The 22,458-nt window shown below is 71.2% G+C and carries 18 protein-coding genes and 1 pseudogene; 8 read left to right on the top strand and 11 right to left on the bottom strand.

Annotated elements, in window-relative coordinates; genetic code table 11:
• Positions 1-325 precede the first annotated feature (325 nt).
• From iolD to BN4251_RS17320, 6 genes are all read left to right on the top strand, one after another.
• Positions 326-2,236 carry a 3D-(3,5/4)-trihydroxycyclohexane-1,2-dione acylhydrolase (decyclizing) gene (gene iolD, locus BN4251_RS17345; protein ID WP_087486234.1) on the top strand — a complete coding sequence of 637 codons (1,911 nt, stop codon included), beginning with the start codon at positions 326-328 and terminating at the stop codon, positions 2,234-2,236.
• A gap of 84 nt (positions 2,237-2,320) precedes the next feature.
• On the top strand, positions 2,321-3,820 hold the full coding sequence (locus tag BN4251_RS17340) for a CoA-acylating methylmalonate-semialdehyde dehydrogenase (RefSeq protein ID WP_087486233.1): 1,500 nt from the start codon (positions 2,321-2,323) through the stop codon (positions 3,818-3,820).
• Between the two features lie 140 nt (positions 3,821-3,960).
• Complete coding sequence (locus tag BN4251_RS17335) at positions 3,961-4,920, top strand: TIM barrel protein (RefSeq protein ID WP_170932017.1); 960 nt, start codon at positions 3,961-3,963, stop codon at positions 4,918-4,920.
• Positions 4,921-4,962: 42 nt separating this feature from the next.
• A complete protein-coding gene (locus BN4251_RS17330; RefSeq protein WP_087486232.1) occupies positions 4,963-6,138 on the top strand; it encodes a Gfo/Idh/MocA family protein in 1,176 nt (391 codons plus the stop codon).
• Positions 6,139-6,299: 161 nt separating this feature from the next.
• Positions 6,300-7,226 (top strand): hypothetical protein, encoded by a 927-nt coding sequence (locus tag BN4251_RS17325; RefSeq protein ID WP_087486231.1) that lies wholly within the window; start codon positions 6,300-6,302, stop codon positions 7,224-7,226.
• Positions 7,227-7,287: 61 nt separating this feature from the next.
• Positions 7,288-8,505, top strand: coding sequence for a toxic anion resistance protein (locus BN4251_RS17320; RefSeq protein WP_087486230.1), 1,218 nt, complete (start codon positions 7,288-7,290; stop codon positions 8,503-8,505).
• A gap of 66 nt (positions 8,506-8,571) precedes the next feature.
• On the opposite strand, the gene BN4251_RS17315 is transcribed toward BN4251_RS17320, so the two are convergent.
• The 5 genes from BN4251_RS17315 to BN4251_RS17295 are packed head-to-tail and all read right to left on the bottom strand — an operon-like array spanning position 8,572 to position 13,034.
• A complete protein-coding gene (locus tag BN4251_RS17315; protein ID WP_245810406.1) occupies positions 8,572-9,534 on the bottom strand; it encodes an amidohydrolase family protein in 963 nt (320 codons plus the stop codon).
• On the bottom strand, positions 9,531-10,487 hold the full coding sequence (locus tag BN4251_RS17310) for an aldo/keto reductase (RefSeq protein ID WP_087486229.1): 957 nt from the start codon (positions 10,485-10,487) through the stop codon (positions 9,531-9,533). The genes BN4251_RS17315 and BN4251_RS17310 overlap by 4 nt, the downstream gene beginning before the upstream one ends.
• Positions 10,484-10,822, bottom strand: a complete 339-nt coding sequence (locus BN4251_RS17305; protein WP_087486228.1) for an L-rhamnose mutarotase — start codon at positions 10,820-10,822, stop codon at positions 10,484-10,486. Before BN4251_RS17305 ends, BN4251_RS17310 begins: the two co-directional genes overlap by 4 nt.
• An 11-nt stretch (positions 10,823-10,833) precedes the next feature.
• Entirely contained in the window at positions 10,834-12,159 is a 1,326-nt protein-coding gene (locus tag BN4251_RS17300; protein ID WP_087486227.1) for an enolase C-terminal domain-like protein, read from the bottom strand.
• The gene (locus tag BN4251_RS17295) at positions 12,156-13,034 is read right to left on the bottom strand and encodes a fumarylacetoacetate hydrolase family protein (RefSeq protein ID WP_170932016.1); all 879 of its coding nucleotides are present in this window, start codon (positions 13,032-13,034) and stop codon (positions 12,156-12,158) included. The genes BN4251_RS17300 and BN4251_RS17295 overlap by 4 nt, the downstream gene beginning before the upstream one ends.
• A 217-nt stretch (positions 13,035-13,251) precedes the next feature.
• Between BN4251_RS17295 and BN4251_RS17290 the strand changes: the two genes are divergently transcribed.
• Positions 13,252-14,046: an SDR family NAD(P)-dependent oxidoreductase gene (locus tag BN4251_RS17290; protein WP_087486225.1), complete on the top strand. Its 795-nt coding sequence runs from the start codon at positions 13,252-13,254 to the stop codon at positions 14,044-14,046.
• 3 nt (positions 14,047-14,049) lie between these two features.
• Here BN4251_RS17290 and BN4251_RS18510 read toward each other — a convergent pair whose 3' ends face one another.
• The 5 genes and pseudogenes from BN4251_RS18510 to BN4251_RS17265 form a co-directional block, all read right to left on the bottom strand.
• On the bottom strand, positions 14,050-14,355 hold the full coding sequence (locus BN4251_RS18510) for a glycine zipper domain-containing protein (RefSeq protein WP_087486224.1): 306 nt from the start codon (positions 14,353-14,355) through the stop codon (positions 14,050-14,052).
• 138 nt (positions 14,356-14,493) lie between these two features.
• Positions 14,494-15,381: an NAD(P)-dependent oxidoreductase gene (locus BN4251_RS17280; RefSeq protein WP_087486223.1), complete on the bottom strand. Its 888-nt coding sequence runs from the start codon at positions 15,379-15,381 to the stop codon at positions 14,494-14,496.
• 37 nt (positions 15,382-15,418) lie between these two features.
• On the bottom strand, positions 15,419-16,774 hold the full coding sequence (locus BN4251_RS17275) for a four-carbon acid sugar kinase family protein (RefSeq protein WP_087486222.1): 1,356 nt from the start codon (positions 16,772-16,774) through the stop codon (positions 15,419-15,421).
• Between the two features lie 91 nt (positions 16,775-16,865).
• Positions 16,866-18,266 (bottom strand): GntP family permease, encoded by a 1,401-nt coding sequence (locus BN4251_RS17270; RefSeq protein WP_087486221.1) that lies wholly within the window; start codon positions 18,264-18,266, stop codon positions 16,866-16,868.
• 160 nt (positions 18,267-18,426) lie between these two features.
• Positions 18,427-19,383 (bottom strand): annotated as a pseudogene (locus BN4251_RS17265) (3-hydroxyacyl-CoA dehydrogenase family protein); the annotation flags it as partial.
• A gap of 421 nt (positions 19,384-19,804) precedes the next feature.
• Between BN4251_RS17265 and BN4251_RS17260 the strand changes: the two are divergent.
• Entirely contained in the window at positions 19,805-21,040 is a 1,236-nt protein-coding gene (locus BN4251_RS17260) for an MFS transporter (protein ID WP_087486220.1), read from the top strand.
• Here BN4251_RS17260 and BN4251_RS17255 read toward each other — a convergent pair.
• Positions 21,030-22,322, bottom strand: a complete 1,293-nt coding sequence (locus tag BN4251_RS17255; RefSeq protein ID WP_087486219.1) for an alpha-hydroxy acid oxidase — start codon at positions 22,320-22,322, stop codon at positions 21,030-21,032. The two genes, BN4251_RS17260 and BN4251_RS17255, sit on opposite strands and share 11 nt — an antisense overlap.
• Positions 22,323-22,458: the final 136 nt, after the last annotated feature.

Here is a 22,458-nt window from a genome sequence, read left to right as displayed (position 1 = left end):
TGCCTCCATGGTTCCACCACACACGCTACTTGTCCAGACAAATCGTCTACATTGCCGAGTCGCCCCCTACACCTTCTGCCCCTCTGCCGCTCCATCGCGAGGGAAGGGTCCAGGCCTCTGGTGCGGGAAGGCAGGCGGACCCCTGCGCGCACCCGGAAGGACGGCCTGGTCAGCGCGGGGCGAAGAGGACTGTGGCCCTCCGAATGTCTTGACATGATTGCAGGCTCGGGCCATGCTGGGTGCTCGATGAACTCACCGTCGAGCAGCCCGCGCACGACGGGGACACGCACGGCCCGCCCCGGCTGGCCCGCACCACGGAGGCAGCATGAGCCACACCCATCCGGCCCGCCCCGGCACGATCCGGCTGACCGTCGCCCAGGCCCTGGTGCGGTTCCTCGCCGCCCAGCACTCCGAGCGCGACGGCGTACGGCAGCGCCTCATCCCCGGCACCTTCGGCATCTTCGGCCACGGCAACGTCGCAGGCCTCGGCCAGGCCCTCCTCCAGAACGCGGTGGACCCGGCCGAGGGCGAGGCGCCGATGCCCTTCCACATGACGCGCAACGAGCAGAACATGGTGCACACGGCGGTGGCCTACGCACGCACGCGGAACCGCCTGCAGACCTTCGCCTGCACCGCCTCGATCGGCCCGGGCTCCACCAACATGATCACCGGCGCGGCGCTCGCGACCGTGGACCACATCCCGGTGCTGCTGCTGCCCAGCGACATCTTCACCACCCGCACCGTCGACCCTGTGCTCCAGCAGCTCGAGGACGAGACCGCCGGCGATGTCTCCGTCAACGACGCCTTCCGCCCCGTCTCCCGCTACTTCGATCGCATCTCCCGCCCCGAGCAGCTGATCCCCGCAGCCCTGCAGGCCATGCGGGTGCTCACCGATCCCGCCGAGACCGGCGCGGTGACCCTCTCGCTCCCGCAGGATGTGCAGGCCGAGGCCTTCGACTGGCCGCTCGAGTTCTTCCGCGAGCGCACCTGGTACGTGGCCCGCCCGGTGCCCGAGCCCTCCGCGCTGCAGCGCGCGGCCGAGGTGATCCGCTCGGCGGAGCGCCCGGTGCTGATCGCGGGCGGCGGCGCCATCTACTCCGAGGCGAGCGAGGCGCTCGCGGCGTTCACCGATGCCACCGGCATCCCGGTGCTCGACACCCAGGCCGGCAAGGGCGCGCTCACCGCCGACCATCCGCTGTGCATCGGCGGCGTCGGCTCCACCGGCAACAATGCCGCCAACGAGCTGGCCGCCGAGGCCGACGTGGTGATCGGCGTGGGCACCCGCTACACCGACTTCACCACCGCCTCCCACACTGCCTTCCGCAACCCCGACGTGAAGTTCGTGAACCTCAACGTCAAGGCCTTCGACGCCGCCAAGCATTCCGCCACCATGGTCGTCGCCGACGCCCGCGAGGGCCTGGACGCCCTGCGAGAGGCGCTGGCCGGGCATCAGGCACCCACCACCCACGGCGAGCGCGCCCGCGCCCTGCGCGCCGAGTGGGAGGAGCTGGTGGCCCCCTGCTTCGCACCGCACGACCAGGAGCTGCCCGCCCAGACCGAGATCTTCGGCGCGCTGAACGAGATGATGGGCGAGCGCGACATCGTCATCAACGCCGCCGGTTCGATGCCCGGCGATCTGCAGGCGCTGTGGAAGGCCCGCTCCCCGCTCCAGTACCACCTGGAGTACGGCTACTCCTGCATGGGCTACGAGCTGCCGGCCTCCCTCGGCGCCAAGATGGCCTCCCCCGACTCCGAGGTGGTCGCGATCATCGGCGACGGCACCTTCCAGATGGCGCCGCAGGAGATCGCCACGATCGTCTCCGAGCGTGTCAAGGTGATCCTGGTGATCCTCCAGAACCACGGTTGGTCCTCGATCGGCTCGCTGTCCGAGTCGCACGGCAGCCAGCGCTTCGGCACGAAGTACCGCATGCGCGACGAGAAGAGCGGGCTGCTCGACGGCGGGCTGGTCCCGCTCGACATCCCTGCCAACATCCGCTCCTACGGCATCGAGGTCCAGGAGGTCTCGGACACGGCATCGTTCCGCGAGGCCTACCGCCGGGCCGAGGCCTCGACCGAAGCCACAGCGATCGTGGTCAACACCGACCTGTACGGCCCCAACCCGCCCGGCAACAGCTGGTGGGACGTGCCGGTCTCCGAGGTGTCAACCCTCGAATCCACCCAGGCCGCCCGCGGCGTCTACGAGGACAAGCAGTCCCCGCAGCGCCACTACCTCTGACCAGGCCCGTCGGCCCGATGTCCCGCTGTCCCTTCTACACATCTGACGAGACCCCCTGACAGCCCCACCCGCAAGGAGATACCCATGGGATACGAGATCATGCACTGGATAGATGGCCGCGAGACCGCGGGCGAGTCCGGGCAGACCCAGCCGATCATGAACCCCGCCACCGGCGGCGAGGTCGGCACTCTTCACCTGGGCGATGCCGCGACCGTCGACCAGGCCGTCCGGGTCGCCGCCGCCGCGCAGGCCGACTGGGGCAGGGTCTCGCTGGCCAAGCGCACCCAGATCCTCTACCGCATGCGTCAGCTGATGATCGATCACACCGACGAGATCGCGGTGGTCATCTCCCGCGAGCACGGCAAGACCCTCGCCGATGCGAAGGGCGAGATCGCCCGCGGCCTGGAGACCCTCGAGTTCGCCACCTCCATCACCCAGGACCTCAAGGGAGGCTTCTCCCAGAACGTCTCCACCGGGGTCGACTCCCACACCCTGCGCCAGCCGCTCGGCGTGGTCGCCGGGATCACGCCGTTCAACTTCCCGGCCATGGTCCCGTTCTGGATGCACCCGATCGCGATCGCGACCGGCAACGCCTTCATCCTCAAGCCGTCCGAGCGCGATCCCTCCGCCTCGAACATCGTGGCCCGCCTCTACCAGGAGGCCGGGCTGCCCGACGGCGTGTTCCAGGTGGTCCACGGCGGCAAGACCGTGGTCGATGCGCTCTCCACCCACGCCGGCGTCTCCGCGGTGTCCTTCGTGGGCTCCACCCCGATCGCCAAGCACGTCCACGCCACTGCCTCCGCGGCCGGCAAGCGCGTCCAGGCCCTCGGCGGGGCGAACAACCACGCGGTGGTGATGCCGGATGCGAACATCGAGTTCGCCGCCTCGCAGGTCGCCTCGGGCGCCTTCGGCTCCGCCGGCGAGCGCTGCATGGCCGTCCCTGTCGCCGTGACCGTGGGCGATTCCCACGAGGCCTTCCTCGCAGCGATCAAGGCCGAGGCGGAGAAGCTGACAGTGGGCCCGGGCGATGATCCGAGCACGGACATGCCCCCGGTCATCACCCCGGAGGCCCGCGACCGCGTGATCCGCATGACCGACGAGGCCGAGCAGGCCGGCGCCACCATCGTGGTGGACGGACGCGGCCTGGTGGTCGAGGGCTACGAGAACGGCAACTTCGTGGGCCCCACCGTCATCACCGATCTCGCCGCCGACCACCCCACCTACACCGAGGAGGTCTTCGGACCGGTGCTGGTGGTGATGCACGTGAACAACTTCGACGAGGCGATCGCACTGGTCAACGGCTCGCCCTTCGGCAACGGCACCGCGATCTTCACCGACTCGGGCCACTACGCGCGCCGCTTCGAGGACGAGGTCACCGTCGGCATGATCGGCATCAACGTCCCGATCCCCACGCCCGTGGGTTACTACTCCTTCGGCGGTTGGAAGGACTCGCTGTTCGGCGAGCACCACGCCCACGGCCCCGAGGGCGTCGGCTTCTACACCCGCCAGAAGGCCGTCACCACTCGCTGGCCCTCCCAGAACGAGACCGTCGAGAGCTCGATGAGCTTCCCCACCCACGACTGACCGGCCGGGGCGCGGCGCCGCGACACGGGACCAACAGCCCGCTGGCGAACCACTTCGGCCTCGAAAGTGGTTCGCCAGCAGACTGTTCGCTGCGCCGCCGCCCGACCTGCATCGCCCACCCCTTCGAAGGAGAAGCCCGCATGACCTCCACCGCCGCGACCACCTCCCCGCGCATTGACAGGTCCCGCAATCCCGAGCCGCCGTTCGACAAGCTCACCATCGGGGTGTGCCCCGACCAGTGGGGCGTGTGGTTCCCCGAGGACGAGAAGCAGATCCCCTGGCGCACGGCGCTCGCGGAGATGGCGCAGGCGGGCTTCTCCGTGATGGAGACCGGCCCCTGGGGCTACTTCCCCCAGGATGCGAAGCAGCTGCAGTCCGTGATGGACGAGCACGGCTTCCGCGTCGTGGCCGGCACCGGCTGGGGCGTGCTGCACAAGGAGGAGGCATGGGCGGAGACCGAGCGCACCTTCCGGGCGATCGCCGAGACCCATGCCGCGGTGGGCGCGGAGTACATGGTGCATCTGCCGCCGCTGTACCGGGATGACAAGACCTGGGAGTTCACCGATGACCGGGAGCTGACCGGGGAGGCGTGGAAGCTCTACGTCACCAACGCCAACCGCCTGGGCAAGCTGCTCAAGGAGGACTACGGGCTGACGATGGTGCTGCACCCCCACGGGGACAGCCACATCGAGACCCCGGAGGAGATCGCGCGGGTCTTCGAGGCCACCGATCCGGAGCTGGTGAGCTTCTGCCTGGACACCGGCCACATCGTCTACGGCGGCGGGGACCCGGTGCTGATGATCGAGGAGTACCCGGAGCGGATCGGCTACGTCCACATCAAGGCCTTCGATCCGGACATCACCCGTGAGGCGCACGAGAAGGACTGGCCCTTCGGCGAGGCCGTGGCCAAGGGCGCCTCGGTACGGCCACCGGCGGGGCTGCCGGACATGCGCGACCTGGTCCAGAAGCTCACCACCCTGGACCGTGAGCTGTACGTGATCTGCGAGCAGGACCTCTACCCCTGCGACCCCGCGCTGCCGCTGCCCAACGCGATCGCCACCCGTGAGTTCCTGGCCGAGTGCGGCCTGGGCATCAAGTGAGCTGGAGCCGTCCGGGGCAGCCCCTGACGAAGGAGCACACCCATGCGTGAGATCGGCATCGGCCTGGTGAGCCTGGGGTGGATGGGGCGGCTGCACGCCTCCTCCTACCAGCGCCTCCCCTCCCGCTTCCCCGAGCTCGGGATCCGTCCCCGCCTGGTGGTGGCCGCGGACCCGATCCAGGAGAACCAGCAGGCCGCCACGGAGCAGTTCGGCTTCGAACGGGCGGCCCCGGGCATCGAGGAGGTGCTCGCCGATCCCGCGGTGGACGTCGTCTCGATCTGCTCGCCGAACTTCCTGCATCGCGACTTCGCCGTCGCCGCAGCCCGGGCCGGCAAGCCGTTCTGGATCGAGAAGCCGATGGGAGTCTCCGCGGCGCAGTCCCGGGAGATCCACGACGCCGCCGCAGCCGCGCGGGACGGGGCCGGGATCGCCACCGCCGTCGGCTTCAACTACCGCCACGCCCCCGCGATCGCACATCTGCGCGAGATGATCGCGCAGGGACGGCTGGGGCGGATCACCAATGTGCGCTGCTGGCTGATCGCCGACTACGCCTCCTCCCCCGACAGTCCGCTGACCTGGCGCTACGACCGGGACAAGGGCGGCAGCGGAGTGATCGGCGACCTGCTCTCGCACGGCGCGGATCTGGTCCAGCACGTGACCGGGCAGCGTCTCACCGAGGTCACCGCCACCTCGGACGTGTTCATCCCGGAGCGTCCGATCCCCACCAAGCTCGGGGTGGGCCACGGCGGCTTCGAGATCGGGAACGAGCGCGGCCCGGTGCGGAACGAGGACTGGGTGGCGGCGCTCGGCACGCTGTCCCACGGCGCGCATGCCACGCTCGAGTCCTCGCGGGTGGCGCGCGGGCACCGCAGCGACTACGCGCTCGAGGTGTTCGGCACCGAGGGCTCGGCGCGCTGGTCCTTCACCCGCATGAACGAGTTCGAGGTGATGATCGGCGAAGGCGGCACCGAGCACGGCTACACCACCGTGCTCGCCGCCCCCGGCCACGGCGACTACGCCCGATTCCAGCCGGGCCCCGGCATCCCGATGAGCTTCGACGACCTCAAGACGATCGAGGCGGCGGCCTTCCTCTCGGACGCCACCCGCGGCACGCACCTGGCGCCGAGCACGGCCGATGGGCTCGCCGCCGCGGAGGTCTGCGAGGCGATCATGCGCTCGGCGGCATCGCGGAGCTGGCAGCAGGTGGCGCAGGTCTGAGTTCGCGCCCGGCGAATCCCCGGGCGGCGTCCAGCGGCTCGCGATAACCTTTCGACACGCCCAGGACGAGGCGCGCACGGTGCCCGGAGCAGTGTCAGCACTGCTCCTCCCCTTCTCCGTGCCGGGCATCGTCCACGCCTCGAGGAGGACAGCGGGAACCGGTGAGCGCAGGACACGATCCGTCGGCCGAGCGGCCGCACGACGGGAACGGCAGGTTCCCCGACCCCTTCGCGCCCGCTTCCCCCTCTCCCTCCACCGGGCCGCGCACCCCCGCCCCCGGCGATCAGGATCTGCCCTGGAAGGCCACCGCGGAGCGCCGGGACCTGTGGGGACCGGTCCAGAAACCGCTCGAGGGGAAGGTCCACTCCCCCGGCTCGAAGAGCGTCGGTCGCCCGGGCCGCTCCCCGCTGGTGCGCGTCGGCGCGCCGCTGCTGCTGGGCGGTCTCGCGGCGATCGCGACGGTCGTGGTGGGGCTCGGCACAGCGCTCGCAGGGCCGTTGCCGGTGCTCGGCGCCGCGGCGGGCGTCGGCGCACTGACCCTCGGCGGGAGCGCGCTGGTGCTGAACGCCCCGCGCCGCGAGAAGGATCCCGCGCTGCTGGGCGAGACGGTGCCCGAGGGCACCCGCGCCGTGCTCGAGCGGATCCTCGAGGCCGACGCCACCACGCGCGAGCGCCTCACCCGCCTGCGCCCGCAGGCCGTGGTGCCCGCCGCGACCGAGGTGCTCGACGATGTGCAGTCCCTGCTCACCCGGATCGATGCGCTGGTGGGCTCCGAGCAGCTGCAGTCGCTGCGCCCCTCCTCGGGCGAGGTCACGATGCTCGAGGGAATGGCCAGCCGCTATGTGCCCGAGCTGGTCGACGCCGCGAGCGACACCCTCGGCTTTCTGCAGACCTTCGAGGGATCCGCTCGCCAGGAGGCGCTGGATAACCTCGGCAGCATCGACCGTCAGCTGAACGTGCTGGCCGAGGGGGTCGAGCAGATCGAGCGCGACATCGTGGGCGGGGTCTCCCGCTCCCTCGAGGTGCACTCGGAGTTCCTGCGCACCCGCTTCGCCGATCAGCACCTGAACCCGATCATCGACGTCTGACGTCCCGGACCACACCGTCCCCGCACCGACTTCCACAAACCGCACTGCCCAGGAGGCCCCGATGGACAAGCTGCAGCCGCCCACCCCCGCCGAGGAGATCACGCCCGCCGAGCCGGTCGAGCAGATCAGCGACGACGACGCCGTCTCGGTGCTGCCCGACCTGCCCGCCGAGCAGCAACAGGAGCTCGAGCAGCGGGCCGACGCCTGGGTGGATCAGGTCTCGGGCCTGAACCCTCACTCCCAGGAGTTCACCGCCCAGGTCAACGCACTGGGGGCGGTCGCGCGCCGCACCTTCGAGCGCACCAGCCAGACCTCCTCCCGCTTCATGCAGCAGTCGCTGCGGGAGTCGAAGGAGAAGGGGAACGCGCAGGCCTCGGTCGCGAAGTCCCTCTCCGAGCTGCGCACCACCATGGAGGACCTCGCCCCGAAGGAGGAGACCTTCGCCGAGAAGGCGCTGGGCTGGCTGCCCGGCCGCAACCTGGCCAAGCGCTACTTCCGCAACTTCGAGTCGAACCAGGACCAGCTGGACGAGGTGCTCGGTGCGCTCAGCCGCGGCCAGGAGATGCTGCAGAAGGACAACGCCGAGCTGGCTGTCGAGCGGCGCGGGCTGTGGGAGGACCTCGGTGCGCTGCAGAAGGCGGCGTACCTGCTGAACCTGCTGGATGACCGCACGGTGCGCCGGGCCGAGCAGCTGCGCGCCGAGGGCAAGGCGCAGGAGGCCGACGCAATGGAGCGCGACGTGCTGTTCGCGGTGCGCCAGCGCCGCCAGGACGTGGCCACCCAGATCGCCGTGACCGTGCAGGCCTACCTGTCGATGGGCCTGATCGAGGACAACAACACCAAGCTCCAGCAGGGTGTGGAGCGGGCCCGCACCACCACGGTGACCGCGCTGCGCACCGCCGTGATCACCGCGCAGGCGCTCGAGAACCAGAAGATCGTGCTGGACCAGATCGACGCGGTCAACCGCACCACCGACGACCTGATCGGCCGCACCTCGCAGATGCTCGCGGACAACTCGCTGAAGATCCAGGAGCAGGCCGCGACCTCGGGCGTCTCCCCCGAGACGCTGCAGAAGGCCTTCGACAACCTGTTCACCACGATGGACGGGATCGACGCCTTCCGCACCAAGGCCAACGAGAACTTCCTGACCACGGTCAACAGCCTCGAGCAGCAGGTCCAGCGGGCCCAGCCGTACATCGAGCGGATGGAGAAGGAGCGCCCCGAGGTCGAGGAGATCGAGAGCGCCGCGAGTCTGCTCGAGATCGAGGACCGGCGCTGAGGCAGGGATGCGTCTGATCGGCCCGACGGGGCCGGTCACCGGCCGGATGCAACGGTGCCGACCGGCTCAGTCGGACGAGGGGATCTGCTCGCCGAGCCGGCGGTAGATCCGCGCCGCGGTGCCGTGCAGCATCGCGCGCGCGGCGCCCTCCTCGCGCTCGCGCACCTGGGCGAGCAGCGGCGCGAAGCCGCTGCCGAGGTCCAGGGGCGTCGGCGCGATCGGCCAGTCCGAGCCGACCATCAGCCGCTGCGGTCCGAACAGCTCCACGGCGACCTCGACCGCCTCGGTGAAGTCGCCATTCCCGCTGGTGGCGAGCCCGGAGACCTTCGCGACCACGTTCGGGCAGGCCGCGATCGCCTCGATCTGCTCACGCCAGCGCACCATCGCCGCGGCGTCGCCGAGCGGGGGTTTGCCCAGGTGGTCGAGCACCACGGTGAGCCCGGGATGACGCTGGGCCACGCGCACCACCTGCGCCATGTGCCGCTCGAAGGCGTCGGGGACATCCAGCGGCAGGCCGGCGCCGGCGAGCAGGTCGAGGGAGCGGGCCACGTCGGGGCGGTCCAGGAACCCGGGGTCGGGATCGTCGTGGACCAGGTGCCGCACCCCCACCAGGTGGGCGGTGCGGGCCGGATCGGCGAGCGCGGCGCGCACGGCGCCTGTATCCATCAGCGGCAGCCAGCCCACCACGTCGGCGCGGTCGATCCCGGCGCCCGTCTCCGCAGCGTGGGCCTCGATCGCGCGGGCAGTGGCCTGCAGGTGGGCGGTGTCCTCGGCGGTGTCGTCGGCCTGCACCAGGATCACGCGGGTGACGCCGCGAGCACGCAGCTCATCGCGCACATCCTCGATCGACACCGTGCGGCGCAGCGGGGCCGGCGCCCCGGCGAGCCAGGCGTAAGGGCTCGCGCCGAGATCCCACAGGTGCAGGTGGGCGTCGGTGACCGGGAGGTGCGCGTCGGCAGCGACGTCAGCGCTCATCGCGGCGTCGGCGCCCGCCTGCCCGTCGGCGCCCGTCGGGCCTTCGGCGCTCATCCGGGCACCGCCGTGCGGGCCACGTCCTCCCAGGCCGCCTCGGGGATCGGCGCGCCCATCCGCTCGGCGTTCGAGCGCACCTGGGCGGCGGTGCGCATGCCCAGCACCACCGAGCGCACCGCGGGATGGCGCAGCGGGAACTGGACGGCGAGATCGGGCAGGGTCGCGCCATGCTTCTCGGCGATGCCGGCGAGCTCGCGGGCCCGCTCCAGCAGCGCGGCCGGGGCCTGGGTGTACTCGTAGGTCGCGGTGTCCGGCACCTGGTGCTGGGCGAGCAGCCCCGAGTTGAACACGGAGACCGCGACGATGCCCACGCCGTGCTCGAGGCACGCTTCGAGCAGCTCGTCGGCCCCGTTCTGCTCGAGCAGGGTGTAGCGGCCCGAGAGCATGATCAGATCGATCAGGCCCGTGCGCACCGCGCGCAGCAGCACGCCGGCGTCCTTGGAGCCGACGCCGACGGCGCGCACCAGGCCCTCGTCCCGCATCCGGGCGAGCGCCGGCAGGCCCTCGGCGAAGGCCTGCTCGGTGGGACCCTCCTCCGGGTCGTGCGCGAACAGGATGTCCACCCGGTCCAGGCCCAGACGCTCGAGGGACTCGGCGTGCGAGCGGCGCACCCCGGCCTCGGAGTAGTCCCATTCGCGCACATGGTGATCGGGCACGGCGAAGGCGTTGTCCATGTCATCGCCGGTACCGGGCCCGGGCAGCAGCAGCCGGCCCACCTTGCTGGAGACCAGGTACTCCTCACGCGGATACCCCGCCAGACGCTCGCCGAGCCGCCGCTCGCTGGTGCCGATCCCGTAGTGGGGAGCGGTGTCGAAGTAGCGGATCCCGGCCTCCCAGGCGGCGCTGACCGCCCCGTCGGCCTCCTCGTCGCTGGTCTCCCGGTAGAGGTTCCCGAGCTGCGCGGCACCGAAGCCCAGCCGCGGCAGCTCGAGCACGCCGGCGCGGCTCATGCCTGGCCCGCCGCGGGGCCCTGGGACGGCAGGGACCAGACGGGACGGATCCCGGAGTCCTCCCCGCCGTAGTCGTCGACCACCTCGAGGAACTGGTTGATGTGCTCCTGCCAGCGCAGGTTCGCCGGGTCCTCGGCGAGCATGCGCCGCATCGCGGAGTAGTCCTCGACCTCCACCACGTGGAAGATGTCGCGGCCGTCCCGCCAGATCCGCCAGGCGTGCACCCCGGCCCGGCGCAGCGAGGCATCGAGCTCGTCCGGGATCCGGGCGTGCTCACGGTCGTAGTCGGCCTCGTGCCCCTCGGCGATGCGGGTGTGCAGGGCGATCCGTTCCATCGGCGTTCCTCTCAGGAGGCGGCGGTCAGGGTGGGAGCAGGCTCCTCCCCCGCCCAGACGGGACCGTCCGGGAAGAGGTGGTCGGCGATGGACTGCTCGTGCATGCGGGCGCCGTTGCCGGGCTCCTCGGGCGGCATGTAGGCACCGCGCTCGATCCGCACCGGCACCTCGAAGTGCTCGTGCAGGTGGTCCACGAACTCGATGCGCCGACGCTCATCGTCCCCGGCGATCGCGACCGCGTCCAGGAACGCCAGGTGCTGGACCATCTCGCACAGCCCCACGCCGCCCGCATGCGGGCAGACAGGGATGTCGAACTTGGCCGCGAGCAGCAGGATCGCGATGTTCTCGTTGACGCCGGCCACGCGCGTCGCGTCGGCCTGGAGCACGTCGATGCCGCGCGCCTGCAGCAGCTGCTTGAACAGCACCCGGTTCGAGCCCTGCTCACCGGTGGCCACCCTCACCGGGGTCACCCCCTCGCGGATCGCGGCGTGGGCGAGCACGTCATCGGGATTGGTGGGCTCCTCGACCCAGTACGGGTCATAGGGACCGAGCTGCTGGACCGCGTGGATGGCCTCGGAGGTGCCCCATCGCTGGTTGGCATCGATCGCGATCGGGTAGCCCTCGCCCATCACCTCGCGGGCGATGCGCATGCGGCGCACATCATCGGCGGCGTCGGCCCCGACCTTGAGCTTGACCATCTCGAAGCCGTCCTCGCGCGCCTCGTGCAGCAGGCGGGTGAGCTTCTCGTCGCTGTAGCCGAGCCAGCCGGGGGTGGTGGTGTAGGCGGGCACGCCCTTATCGCGCAGCGCGGCGATGCGCTGCTCCTTGCCCTCGGCGCCGCGGCGCAGGATCTGCAGCGCCTCCTCGCGGGTGAGCGCGTCCTCGAGGTAGCGCAGGTCCACCAGGTCCAGCAGCTCCTCGGGCTCGAGGGAGGCGAGGGTGAGCCACAGGGGCCGGCCCTCGCGGCGGGCGCGCAGGTCCCACAGGGCGTTGACCACGGCGCCGATCGCCATGGTCATCACGCCCTTCTCGGGGCCCAGCCAGCGCAGCTGCGAGTCGTGGGTGAGCTCGCGGTAGATCCCGCCGAGGTCGGCGAGGGTCTCCTCGACGTCGCGACCCACCAGGTGCGGGGCGAGCACGGAGATCGCGGCGCTCTGGACGTCGTTGCCGCGGCCGATCGTGAACACCAGCGCGGTGCCCTCATCGGGCGCATCGGTGCGCAGGGTGAGGTAGGCGGCGGAGTAGTCCGGATCCGGGTTCATCGCATCCGAGCCGTCGAGGCTGCGGCTGGTGGGGAACCGGACGTCCTTCACGTCCAGGGCGGTGAAGACGCTCATCGGGCGGTCCCTTCGGAGGCGGCCGTGCGGGCCGGGATGAATCGGGTGCGCTGAGCGCCCAGGTGCTCGATGCCCACCTCGGCCACGTCCCCGGACTGCAGGTAGGGGAAGCGGCCGGAGAGGGCGACGCCCTGCGGGGTGCCCGTGTTCACGAGGTCACCGGGCGAGAGCACCATGTACTGCGAGAGGTGATGGATGATCTGCGCGACGGAGAAGATCATGTCCGCGGTGGTGGAGTCCTGGCGGGGCTCTCCGTTCACGCGCGACCAGAGCCGCAGCGCCTGCGGGTCCACGGCGTCGGCCGGGATCAGGCCGGGGCCGACGGGGTTGAAGCCGCGGCTGTTCTTGCCCTTGGACCACTGCCCGCCGGACTCGGCCAGCTGGTAGTCGCGCTCGGAGAGGTCGTGGCTGGTGACGTAGCCGGCGATGACCTCGAGCGCGGCCTGCTCATCGGGCAGGTACGCCGCCTCCGCACCGATCACGACGCCCAGCTCGACCTCCCAGTCCACCTTCTGCGCGCCCGGGGGGATCTCGACCTCGTCGAAGGGGCCGACGACGGTGTTGGGGTGCTTGTGGAACAGGATCGGCACGGCGGGCGGCTCGGCGCCGGACTCCGCCGCATGGGCGGCGTAGTTCTGGCCGATGCACAGCACCGCGGCGGGGCGGGCGATGGGGGCGCCGATGCGCTCTGCCTCCGCGCCCTCCCAGACGGGCAGCTCACCGGCGGCGAGCGCCGCGCGCACCGTCTCGATGCCGCCCGCGGCGAGGAAGCCGCCGTCGATGTCGCCGGTCAGCGCGTCGAGCCGATAGGTCACTCCCTCAGCGAGGACGGCCGGTTTCTCCTGACCCACCGGGCCGAGACGTCGCAGTTCCACGGACACTCCGTTTCCTTCGGGCTCTCACGGTCACCGCCGACGGGAACCCGAGACCAGACGGCGACGAAGTTCATCCTACGTCTAGTGCGATGGTTGGCAAGTCCTTCGCGCGAAACGGGGAGAAACAACCAGGAAGCTCGGAAGCAGGACGGAACCACCACGGCGAGAGTTAGGATGACTAGGCAGGTTCATCCCGTTGACCCTCCGAGGAGCCCCCGTGTCCCACACCCCTGCCCCATCGCGCCGGACCACGCCCGAGGCCGCTGGCGGCGAGTTCTCCGGGCTGCGCGCCCTGGTCACCGGCGGCGCCTCCGGGATCGGCGCCGCCACAGCCAACGCCCTCATGGGCCGCGGCGCCCAGGTCGCGGTGCTGGATCTGCACCCGGAGGCCGCTCCCGCGGGCACGATCGGGCTGCGCTGCGACGTCTCCGATGCCGCGAGCGTCGACGAGGCGGTGGCCGCCGCGGCCGCACAGCTCGGCGGGCTCGACATCGTGATCAACAACGCCGGCATCGGCGCGCAGGGCGATGTCGCAGGCAACGACGACGCCGAATGGGCGCGAGTGCTGGACGTCAACGTCACCTCGGTGGCCCGCGTGGTGCGCGCGGCCCTGCCCCACCTGCGCCGCTCCGAGAACGCCGCGATCGTCAACACCGCCTCGATCGCCTCCGCGGTGGGCCTGCCCCAGCGCGTGCTCTACTCCGCGACCAAGGGCGCGGTGCAGTCGATGACCCTCGCCATGGCGGCGGACCTGGTCGGTGAGGGGATCCGCGTCAACGCCGTGCTCCCCGGCACCGCGGACACCCCGTGGGTGGGACGCCTGCTGGACAAGGCGGACGACCCCGCCGCCGAGCGGGCCGCGCTCGAGGCACGCCAGCCCCACAAGCGCCTGGTCTCCCCCGAGGAGGTCGCCGAGGCGCACTGCTATCTCTCCTCGCCCCGCAACCGCTCGACCGTGGGCGTGCTCCTCTCGGTCGACGGAGGCGTGACCGGGGTGCGCACCCGCGACTGAGCGTCACCTCATGGCGCCGGCCTCCGGCCCGGTCGGGTCCTCGCCCGCCTCCGCCCGATCGGCGGCCGCGGCGCGCTGGGAGCCGATCGCCGCGCCGATCGCGACGCCCAGGCACATGCCGAACGGCAGGCCGAACCCGATGTTGTCGAGGACGAGCAGACCGAACAGCGCCCCGAAAGCGCTCCCCAGGCCCGTGCCCAGGGCGATCCCCACACCGACGTACCTGCCGCGACGCGCCTGCGGCGTCTCCGCGGTCGAGGGCTCCGCCTCTCCCTCGCCGCGATCCTGCGGATGGTCCGGCGTTGTCATGCCGCGCTCCTTCGCTGTTCTTCGGCTCCGACAGTTCCATCCCATCAGGATCTGCAGGGGGCGGGTACCGACTTTCGTCGGCGATGACACCGCCCCGCAGCGTGACACGGCGCCGCCCTTCGTGGGCGCGCGGCGGGTTCAGTCGCCCCGGCCGCGCAGCACCTCGTAGACGATCGAGTCGTCTCGGCGATCCCAGCCGAGCTCGCTGCCGCGCTGGTAGACCTGCTGGGCGGAGCTCGCGAGCGGCACCTCCTGGCCCACCTCCTGCGCGGCCTCGGCGACCAGACCCATGTCCTTGACGAAGATGGTCAGCGCGGAGCGGACGTCGTCGAAGGCGCCGTCGACCATGCGCTGGCCGCGGTCGCCGAACATGAAGGACGCGGCCGCGCCGGTGCCGAGCACCTCGTGGACCTGGGCGAGGTCCAGGCCCATCGAGTCGGCGAGGGCGAGCGCCTCCCCGGCGGCGGCGATGTGCACGCCGCACAGCAGCTGGTTGACGATCTTGAAGCGCTGGCCGTCGCCGGGCTTCTGCCCCACCACGGGGGCATTCGAGGCGAGGGCGTCGAGCAGGGGGCGTACGACGGCGACGTCGGCCTCCGCGCCGCCCACCATCACCAGCAGGTCGCCCTGCGCGGCGCGGGCGGCCCCACCCGAGACGGGCGCATCGACCACGCGAGCGGTGATGCCCTCGAGACCGGCGAGAGTCTGCTCGATCGCGGCGAGACCGACGGTCGCCATGATCAGCAGCGTGGTCTCGGCGGTGAGCACCTCGGCGATGCCGCCCTCGCCGAAGAGGACGGCGTCGAGCTGCGCGGGGGTCGCGACCATCACGGCCACCACGTCGGCGCCGCGGGCGGCCTCGCGGGCGGAGGGCGCCGGGGTGGCGACGTCCGCGAGGGCGTCGCGGGCGGCGGGGTTCAGGTCGAAGGCGGCGACGGGGAATCCGGCCTCGGCGGCGGTGCGGGCCATCGGGGTGCCGATGGCGCCCAGACCGATCCAGGCGACGGAGGTGGGGGCGGTGGTCATGATGTGCTCCTCGGCGTGGTGGATGGGCGAGCGGGGGTCAGCGGGCGGCGACGGCGTCGGTGAGGGTGTCCACGACGTCGGCGAGCGCCTGCGCGCCGCCCACATTGCCGGGGAACACGACGTACGGCGCGCCGAGCACCTCCTCGGGGGCCTCCTGGGCGGAGAACAGGGAGACCTGCCCGGCCCAGAACTGGCCCTCGACGCGGGCGCGGCGGATCCCCAGTCCGTTCGCGGCAACCTCGTGGGAGGTGATGCCGCCCTTGGCGACCACCCAGGCGGGCCGCACCGCGCGCACCTTCTGGACCACCTCGACCACGGCGTCGGAGACGCTGCGAGCGATCGCGAGGGACTCGGCGGGATCGTCGGTGCGCACCAGGTCGCGACTGGTGTAGAGGACGCAGTCGCTGGTGGAGAGGGACTCGCGCACGGCGGCGGCGAGGTCCTCGAGGTGCTGCTCGCGGCGCTCGTCGAGCACGGAGGGGACGTGGATCTCGAACTCGGTGAGGGTTCCGCGCTCCTGGACGGCGCGCAGCTGCGTGGTGGTCAGGCCGACGTGGGAGCCCACCACGACCAGGCCGTGGTCGAGCCGCCCGCCGGGAATGGTGATGGCCTGGCCGTCGACCACGCGGGCGCCGGACTGGCGGGTCAGCGGGCGCACGAAGGAGGGGGCGCAGCGGGTGACGAAGGTGCGGCCCTCGGCCTCGAGCTGGGCCATCGCCTCGGCGACGACCTCCATGTCGGAGTACTCGGTGGCGTTGACGACCACCCAGGTGCGCTCGCGGGCGCCGGCGAGCAGCTCGCGCACGCGGGCGGGGCCGCCGGTGCGGATGTCCTCGAGGGAGAGGCTGAGCACGCTGCTCGCCTCGATCGTTCCGCCGGAGCGCTCGGCGAGGAACTCGCGCAGGTCGGAGTGGGTGTAGCCGAAGGTGGCATCGCGCGCGAAGTCAGTCTCGGCGACCTCGACGGCCTTCCCCTCGACGGTCGCGAAGTGGATGTCGCCCTCGGTGAAGCGGCCCGCCTCGATCATCGCCGGGCACAGCACGAAGGCGTCGACCTCGAGGCCGTGGGCGGAGAGCTCATCAGCGATCGCGAGGGGCTCGGCGATCACGTGGCCGCGCAGGGTGGAGTCCGAGCGGGAGACCACATGCAGGCCGTCGGCGGGGATCCCGCCCTCGAGCACACCGCGCACGATCCGGCGGTTCATCGCGACCGCCTCGTCCTCGTCCAGGGCGCGGGTGTTGGTGAGCACGAAGCAGGCATCGCCCGGCTCCTTCAGCACCTCGAGCGGGATCGCGGGATCCTCGTCGAAGGCGACGTCGATCCCGGCCACGCACTGCGAGCCGGTGGGGTCATCGTCGAGGATCAGCAGACGACGGGAGGGGGCGACGGTCACGGGGGCCTGCTTCCGAGAGACGGTGGGTGGAGCGGGACGGGCGAGGGCCGGTGCGTGATCACGCACCGGCCCTCACTGTCTCAGATACAGGTCATGCGAAGACGACGAACACCACCGCCGACAGCGCGAAGCCGACCAGCGAGATGGTGGTGCCCACGACCGACCAGGTCTTGAAGGTGGTCACGGTGTCGAAACCGCAGAACTTGCCGATCAGCCAGAAACCGGAGTCGTTCACGTGCGACCAGCCGATCGAGGCGGCGCCGATGGCGATGACCACGGCGGAGACCGCGATCGCCCCGAAGTCGCCGGCCATGATCGCCGGGGCCATGATCGAGGCACCGGTGGTGGCGGCCACGGTGGCCGAGCCCTGCGCGATGCGCATCGCCATGGTGACCAGGTAGGCGGCCACGATGAGCGGCAGGCCCATGGCGTCCAGGCCGTTCGCGACCTCGCCGCCGATGCCGGTCTCGGTGAGGACGCGGCCGAAGGCGCCGCCCGCACCGGTGATCAGGATGATCGAGCAGACCGGAGCCAGGGCGTCGTCCACGAGCTCCTCGAGGAGGCCGCCGATCTTCTCGCCGCGGCGACGCTTCGGGATCACGTACAGCAGCAGCATCGCGGCCAGGGCGGACAGGGCCAGGGCCACCGGGGTCGCGCCGATCAGGCGGGAGAGCTGGAAGAGGACGTTGTCATCGGTGACCGTCCCCGACTTCTCCATGGTGGAGAAGCCGGTGTTGAAGAAGATCAGCAGCAGCGGCAGCAGCAGGACGAGGAGGATCGCGCCGAAGGCGGGGCGCTCCTCCTTCGGGATCTCCCGGGGCTCGCCGAGCAGGGCCGGGACCGGGGTGTCCGGGAAGCGCTTGGCGATGGCGCGGGCAACCAGGTAGCCACCGAAGTACCAGGTGGGCAGGCCGATGAGCAGGCCCACGATGATCACCATGCCCACGTCGGCGCCCATCACGGTGGCGGCGGCGGTGGGGCCGGGGTGCGGGGGCAGCAGCGCGTGCATCATCATGAACGACGCGATCGAGGGCAGCACGTACAGCATGAACGAGCCGCCGAGGCGGCGGGCCACGGTGTAGATGACCGGCAGCATCACGATGAAGCCGGCATCGAGGAAGATCGGGAAGGCATAGATCAGGGAGGCGACGGAGAGGGCGAGCGGTGCGCGCTTCTCACCGAAGGTGTCGAGCATCTTGTCGGCGAGCACCTGCGCGCCGCCGGTGATCTCGATGAGTCTTCCCAGCACGGCGCCGAAGCCGACCAGCAGTGCGACCGTTCCGACGGTCGTGCTGAAGCCGGCGATCACCACGTCGATGACGTCGCCGACCCCGATCCCCGCGGCGAGGCCGGTGGCCACCGCGATGATCAGCAGGGAGAAGAAGGCATGCAGGCGGGTCTTGATGATCAGGACCAGCAGCAGGGCGATCGCGACCACTGCGATCGTCAGGAGCAGCCAGACCGGCCGCTCCGCGAGGACGAGTTCTTCCACGAGAGGGTTCTCCAGAGGACGGGCGGGCGCACGCCGTCGGGAGCCTCGAGCAGCAACGCTCGGGACCCGGGCTCGTGCGCGGGTCCCGAGCGTTCAGCGCGGTTCCCGGGCGGCGGTGCCCGGCCGACGGGCAGTGCCCGCGGGGTGGATGGTTCTTGGGGGTGGGCTTCGGGGCCGGGCCGAGCTCCGCGAGGAGCTGCGACATCTTGGCGTAGGCCTTGTTGCGGTAGGCGATCAGCTCCGCAGCGGTCTCCTCGTCGTAGTCGCCGAGCAGGCCCTTGCCGTTCTTGACGCCCTTGCGATCCGCCGCGACGGAGTCGGTGAGGATCGTCGGGGTCGAGAGGCGATCACCGAAGGCATCCTCGAAGGTCACGAAGCAGTTCGCGTAGACGTCCAGGCCGGCCTGGTCAGCGATCGCGAAGGGGCCGAAGAAGCCGAGGCGGAAGCCGAAGGTGGTGCGGACGATGGTGTCCACATCCTCCGCGGTGGCGACGCCCTCCTCGACCACCGAGGTGGCCTCCTTCAGCAGCGCGTACTGGAGGCGGTTGAGCACCATGCCGGGGGTGTCGGCGACCTGCGCGCCCTGGTTGCCGGACTTCTCCAGCAGCTCCTTGACCGCGGCGATCGCCTCGGGGGTGGTGTCCTTGCCGGCGACCAGCTCGACGCCCGGGATGAAGGGGGCGGGGTTGGAGAAGTGGACGGTGAGGAACCGCTCGGGGTGCTTCACGGCGCTCTCGAGCTCCTTGACCGGGATGGTCGAGGTGTTGGTACCGATGATGGCGTCCGGGCGGGCGTGCTCGGAGATTTTCGCGAGGACGTCGCGCTTGACGTCGATGCGCTCGAACACGGCCTCCTCGATGAAGTCGACGTCCGCGACGGCTTCCTCGATGGTCTTGCCGGCGGAGATGTTCTTCGCGACGAGATCGGCGGAGCCGGGGGCGTACAGGCCCTGCTCCTCGAACTCGCGGGCCTCCTTCTGGAGACGCTCGAGGGAGGCGTTGGCGTTCTCGACGCTCACATCGGCGATGGTCACATCGAATCCGGCGATGGCGAGGACCTGGGCGATCCCTCCGCCCATGTAGCCGGCGCCGACGATGGTCACGGTGGAGATGGTCATCAGGGGGACTCCTTCGTCAGTAGGTGGGCACCGCCGCGAAGGACGACACCGCTGCCATCGCGCCGGTCGCGGCTGCGTGCACCGCAGCGTTCCGACGCATCGGACTCATGCCACGCAATCCTATTGGATATTTGCGAGAAGGGGAACCCCCTTCGTACGGGGTGTCGCGGCCCGTCCGACGCCGCCGCGCCTGGGGGCGCTGTCCATCGGGTGGCGCCGGGCGCGCTTGACCCGGCCGGGCGGCCGGTAGATCCTATAGGCATAAGGCGACAGGCCGCCGACGCGCTCCGGACAGCGCTCGGCGGGCCCCTCGGACGCCTCCAGTCCCGGCGCCGAGCCGGCGACCAGCGGTCCGGACCCTCTCCTCCCCCGGGGCCCGGGCCGCTGCGCCTTCCCCTCCAGTGAACTGAGCACAGACCGCATGAGACCCGCTCGCCGCCTCACCCGCGCACATCTCGTCTGGGCGGTCGGTGTCTTCGCCTATCTCTGCGCCGTCTCCGGACGCGCCGCCTTCGGCGTGGCCAGCGTCGAGGCCTCGGCACGCTTCGGGGCCGACGGAACGCTGCTGAGCATGTTCGGAGTGGTGCAGCTGGGCACCTACGCCGCCGCGCAGATCCCCGCCGGGCTGCTCCTGGACCGCCTGGGGCCGCGGCGGATGCTGGTGCTGGGCGCGCTGACCATGACTGCGGGGCAGGCTCTGCTTGCCCTTTCCACGGACATCCCCACCGCCCTCGCGGCGCGGATGCTGACCGGGGTGGGCGATGCCGCCACGCTGGTCAGCGTGGTGCGGCTGATCGCCACCTGGTTCCCCTTCCGGCAGGTGCCGGTGTTCACGCAGCTCGCGACAATGATCGGGCAGTTCGGTCAGGCCGTGGCGGCCGTGCCCTTCCTGGGGCTGCTGCTGAGCGCCGGCTGGACCGCGGCCTGGGCGTCGCTCGCCGTTCTGCTGTTGCTCGGCATGCTGCTGGTGATCGCGTTCGTGCAGGACTCGCCGCCCGAGCAGCCGGGTGCCTCCCCCGTGCCCCTGGCCCGTCCCGGTCAGCTGCTGCGGGACGTGTTCACCTCGCGCGCGGCCTGGTCAGGTTTCTTCGTGCACTGGATGTGCCTGGCCACCGTGAACTCCGCGCTGCTGATGTGGGCGGTGCCGTACATGACAGCGCTCGGCATCGGCGCCGCCCAGGTGGGCACGCTGATGACGTTCAACGTGGTGGTGATGGTGGCGCTGGGCCCCTTCATCGGGGTGCTCACAGGGCGCTTCCCGCACCGCAGGCCGCTGCTGGGCTGGATCGCGGGGGTGATCCTCACGGGGACCTGGGCTGTGACCCTGCTGATGCCGCAGCAGCTCACGGCATGGCAGCTGGTGCCCCTGTTCACGGCGATGGCGATCGGCTCCGCGATCTGCGCCGTCGGCTTCGATCTCGCCCGCACGGGGGTGCCGCACCGGGCGATCGGCACCGCGACGGGGATGGTGAACATCGGCGGGTTCTCCGGCGCGCTGATGTCCGTGCTGCTGATCGGGATCGTGCTGGACCTGCGCACCGGCGGCGGCGCAGCCACCCTCGCGGACTACCGCGCGGCGATGGCCTCGCAGCTGGTGCTGATGGCGGTCGCGGGGATCGGGCTGTGGGTCACCACACGACGGCGCCTCACGGCGTGAGCTCGCCCGGCGCCTCGACCGCCTCAGCGGGCTCGGGCTCGCGGTGCATGCCCGCGCCGTGCCATGCCTCGGGGTACTCCACGAAGCTGCGATCCAGCGCGGGGACGCTGGTGGCGCCGAGCTGGCCCATCGCCAGAGACAGCTCGCCGTCGAGGATGTCGAGCACGCGCAGCACACCCTTCTCCCCGGCGGCGGCGTTGCCGTAGCCCCAGGCCCGGCCGATCGAGACGAGGTCCGCGCCGACGGCGATCGCCTTGGCGATGTCGTCGCCGGTGCGCACACCCCCGTCGAAGACGACCGTCATATCCTCGCCCACCGCATCCACGATGCTCGGCAGCGCACGGATGGTGCTGGGCGAGGAGTCGAGCTGGCGACCGCCGTGGTTGGAGACGTAGATGCCGTCCGCCCCGACCCGTCGGGCGCGCTGGGCGTCCTCGGGAGTGAGGATCCCCTTGAGGTAGAGGGGGCCGTCCCACTGCCGTCGCACGTCCTCGATGCTTTCCCAGGTCAGAGTGAGGTTCGCGAGATACTTGGCGACGAACTCCTGGTGGGAGACGGCGTTGTCGCCCTGGACCTCGTCCTTGAGGTTGCGGAAGCCGATCGTCGGCGGGCGCATGATCGCGCGGGTCCAATTCAGGTGGCGCACGGCCTGGACCGCGTTGGCCGGGGTGATCCTGGGCGGGATGGACATTCCGTTGCGGTGATCGCGGTAGCGCTTGCCGTTCAGCGGGACGTCCACCGTGACCACGAGAACCTCGGCGCCGATGCCCTTCGCACGCTGGATCAGGTTCGAGACGATGCGCTCGCTCTTGTACATGTACAGCTGGTACCAGAGCGGACCGGTGGCCTGCTCGGCGAGCTCCTCCATCGTCCAGTTCGAGGCGGTGGAGAGGGTGAAGGGGATGTTCGCCCTTCCGGCGGCCCGCACCGCGCCCAGCTCGCCCTCGCCGCCGATCATGCGCTGCAGACCCAGCGGGCCGAGAACGTAGGGCCGCTCGAGCTCCTGGCCGTCGACGGCGGTGGAGACGTCGATAGTGGAGATGTCGGTGAGCCAGCGGGGCCGAAAGCGCACCTCGCGCAGGTCGGCGACGTTCTCGCCGGCCGTGAGCTCATGGTTGGAGGCGCCGTCGAGGATGTCGAAGGCCATGGTGGGCAGACGGCGCCGGGCCAGGCGGCGGATGTCCTCGATCGAGGGGGCGGAGTCCAGCGGATCCAGGCGGAAGCCGCCCGCGGCGAGCATCCTCGCGAACTCGAGGGCGGCGGAGAGTGGGGAGTCGGCCATGGATGTGCTGCTCCTTGCTGGGTTCGGGCGACGATGCCCGGATGGTACGGCGATGCCCCGCCCATCCTCACAGATCTGCGGGGACGGGGCGGGGCGGCCGGTGAGGCCGGGGCCCGCCGAGCCCCGGCGCCGCCGG

Origin of the sequence: Brachybacterium massiliense (assembly GCF_900184245.1) — a bacterium.
Taxonomy (GTDB): Bacteria; Actinomycetota; Actinomycetes; order Actinomycetales; family Dermabacteraceae; genus Brachybacterium; species Brachybacterium massiliense.
Note: the sequence above shows the minus strand (reverse complement) of the source record. Positions and strands in the feature narration are given on the sequence as shown.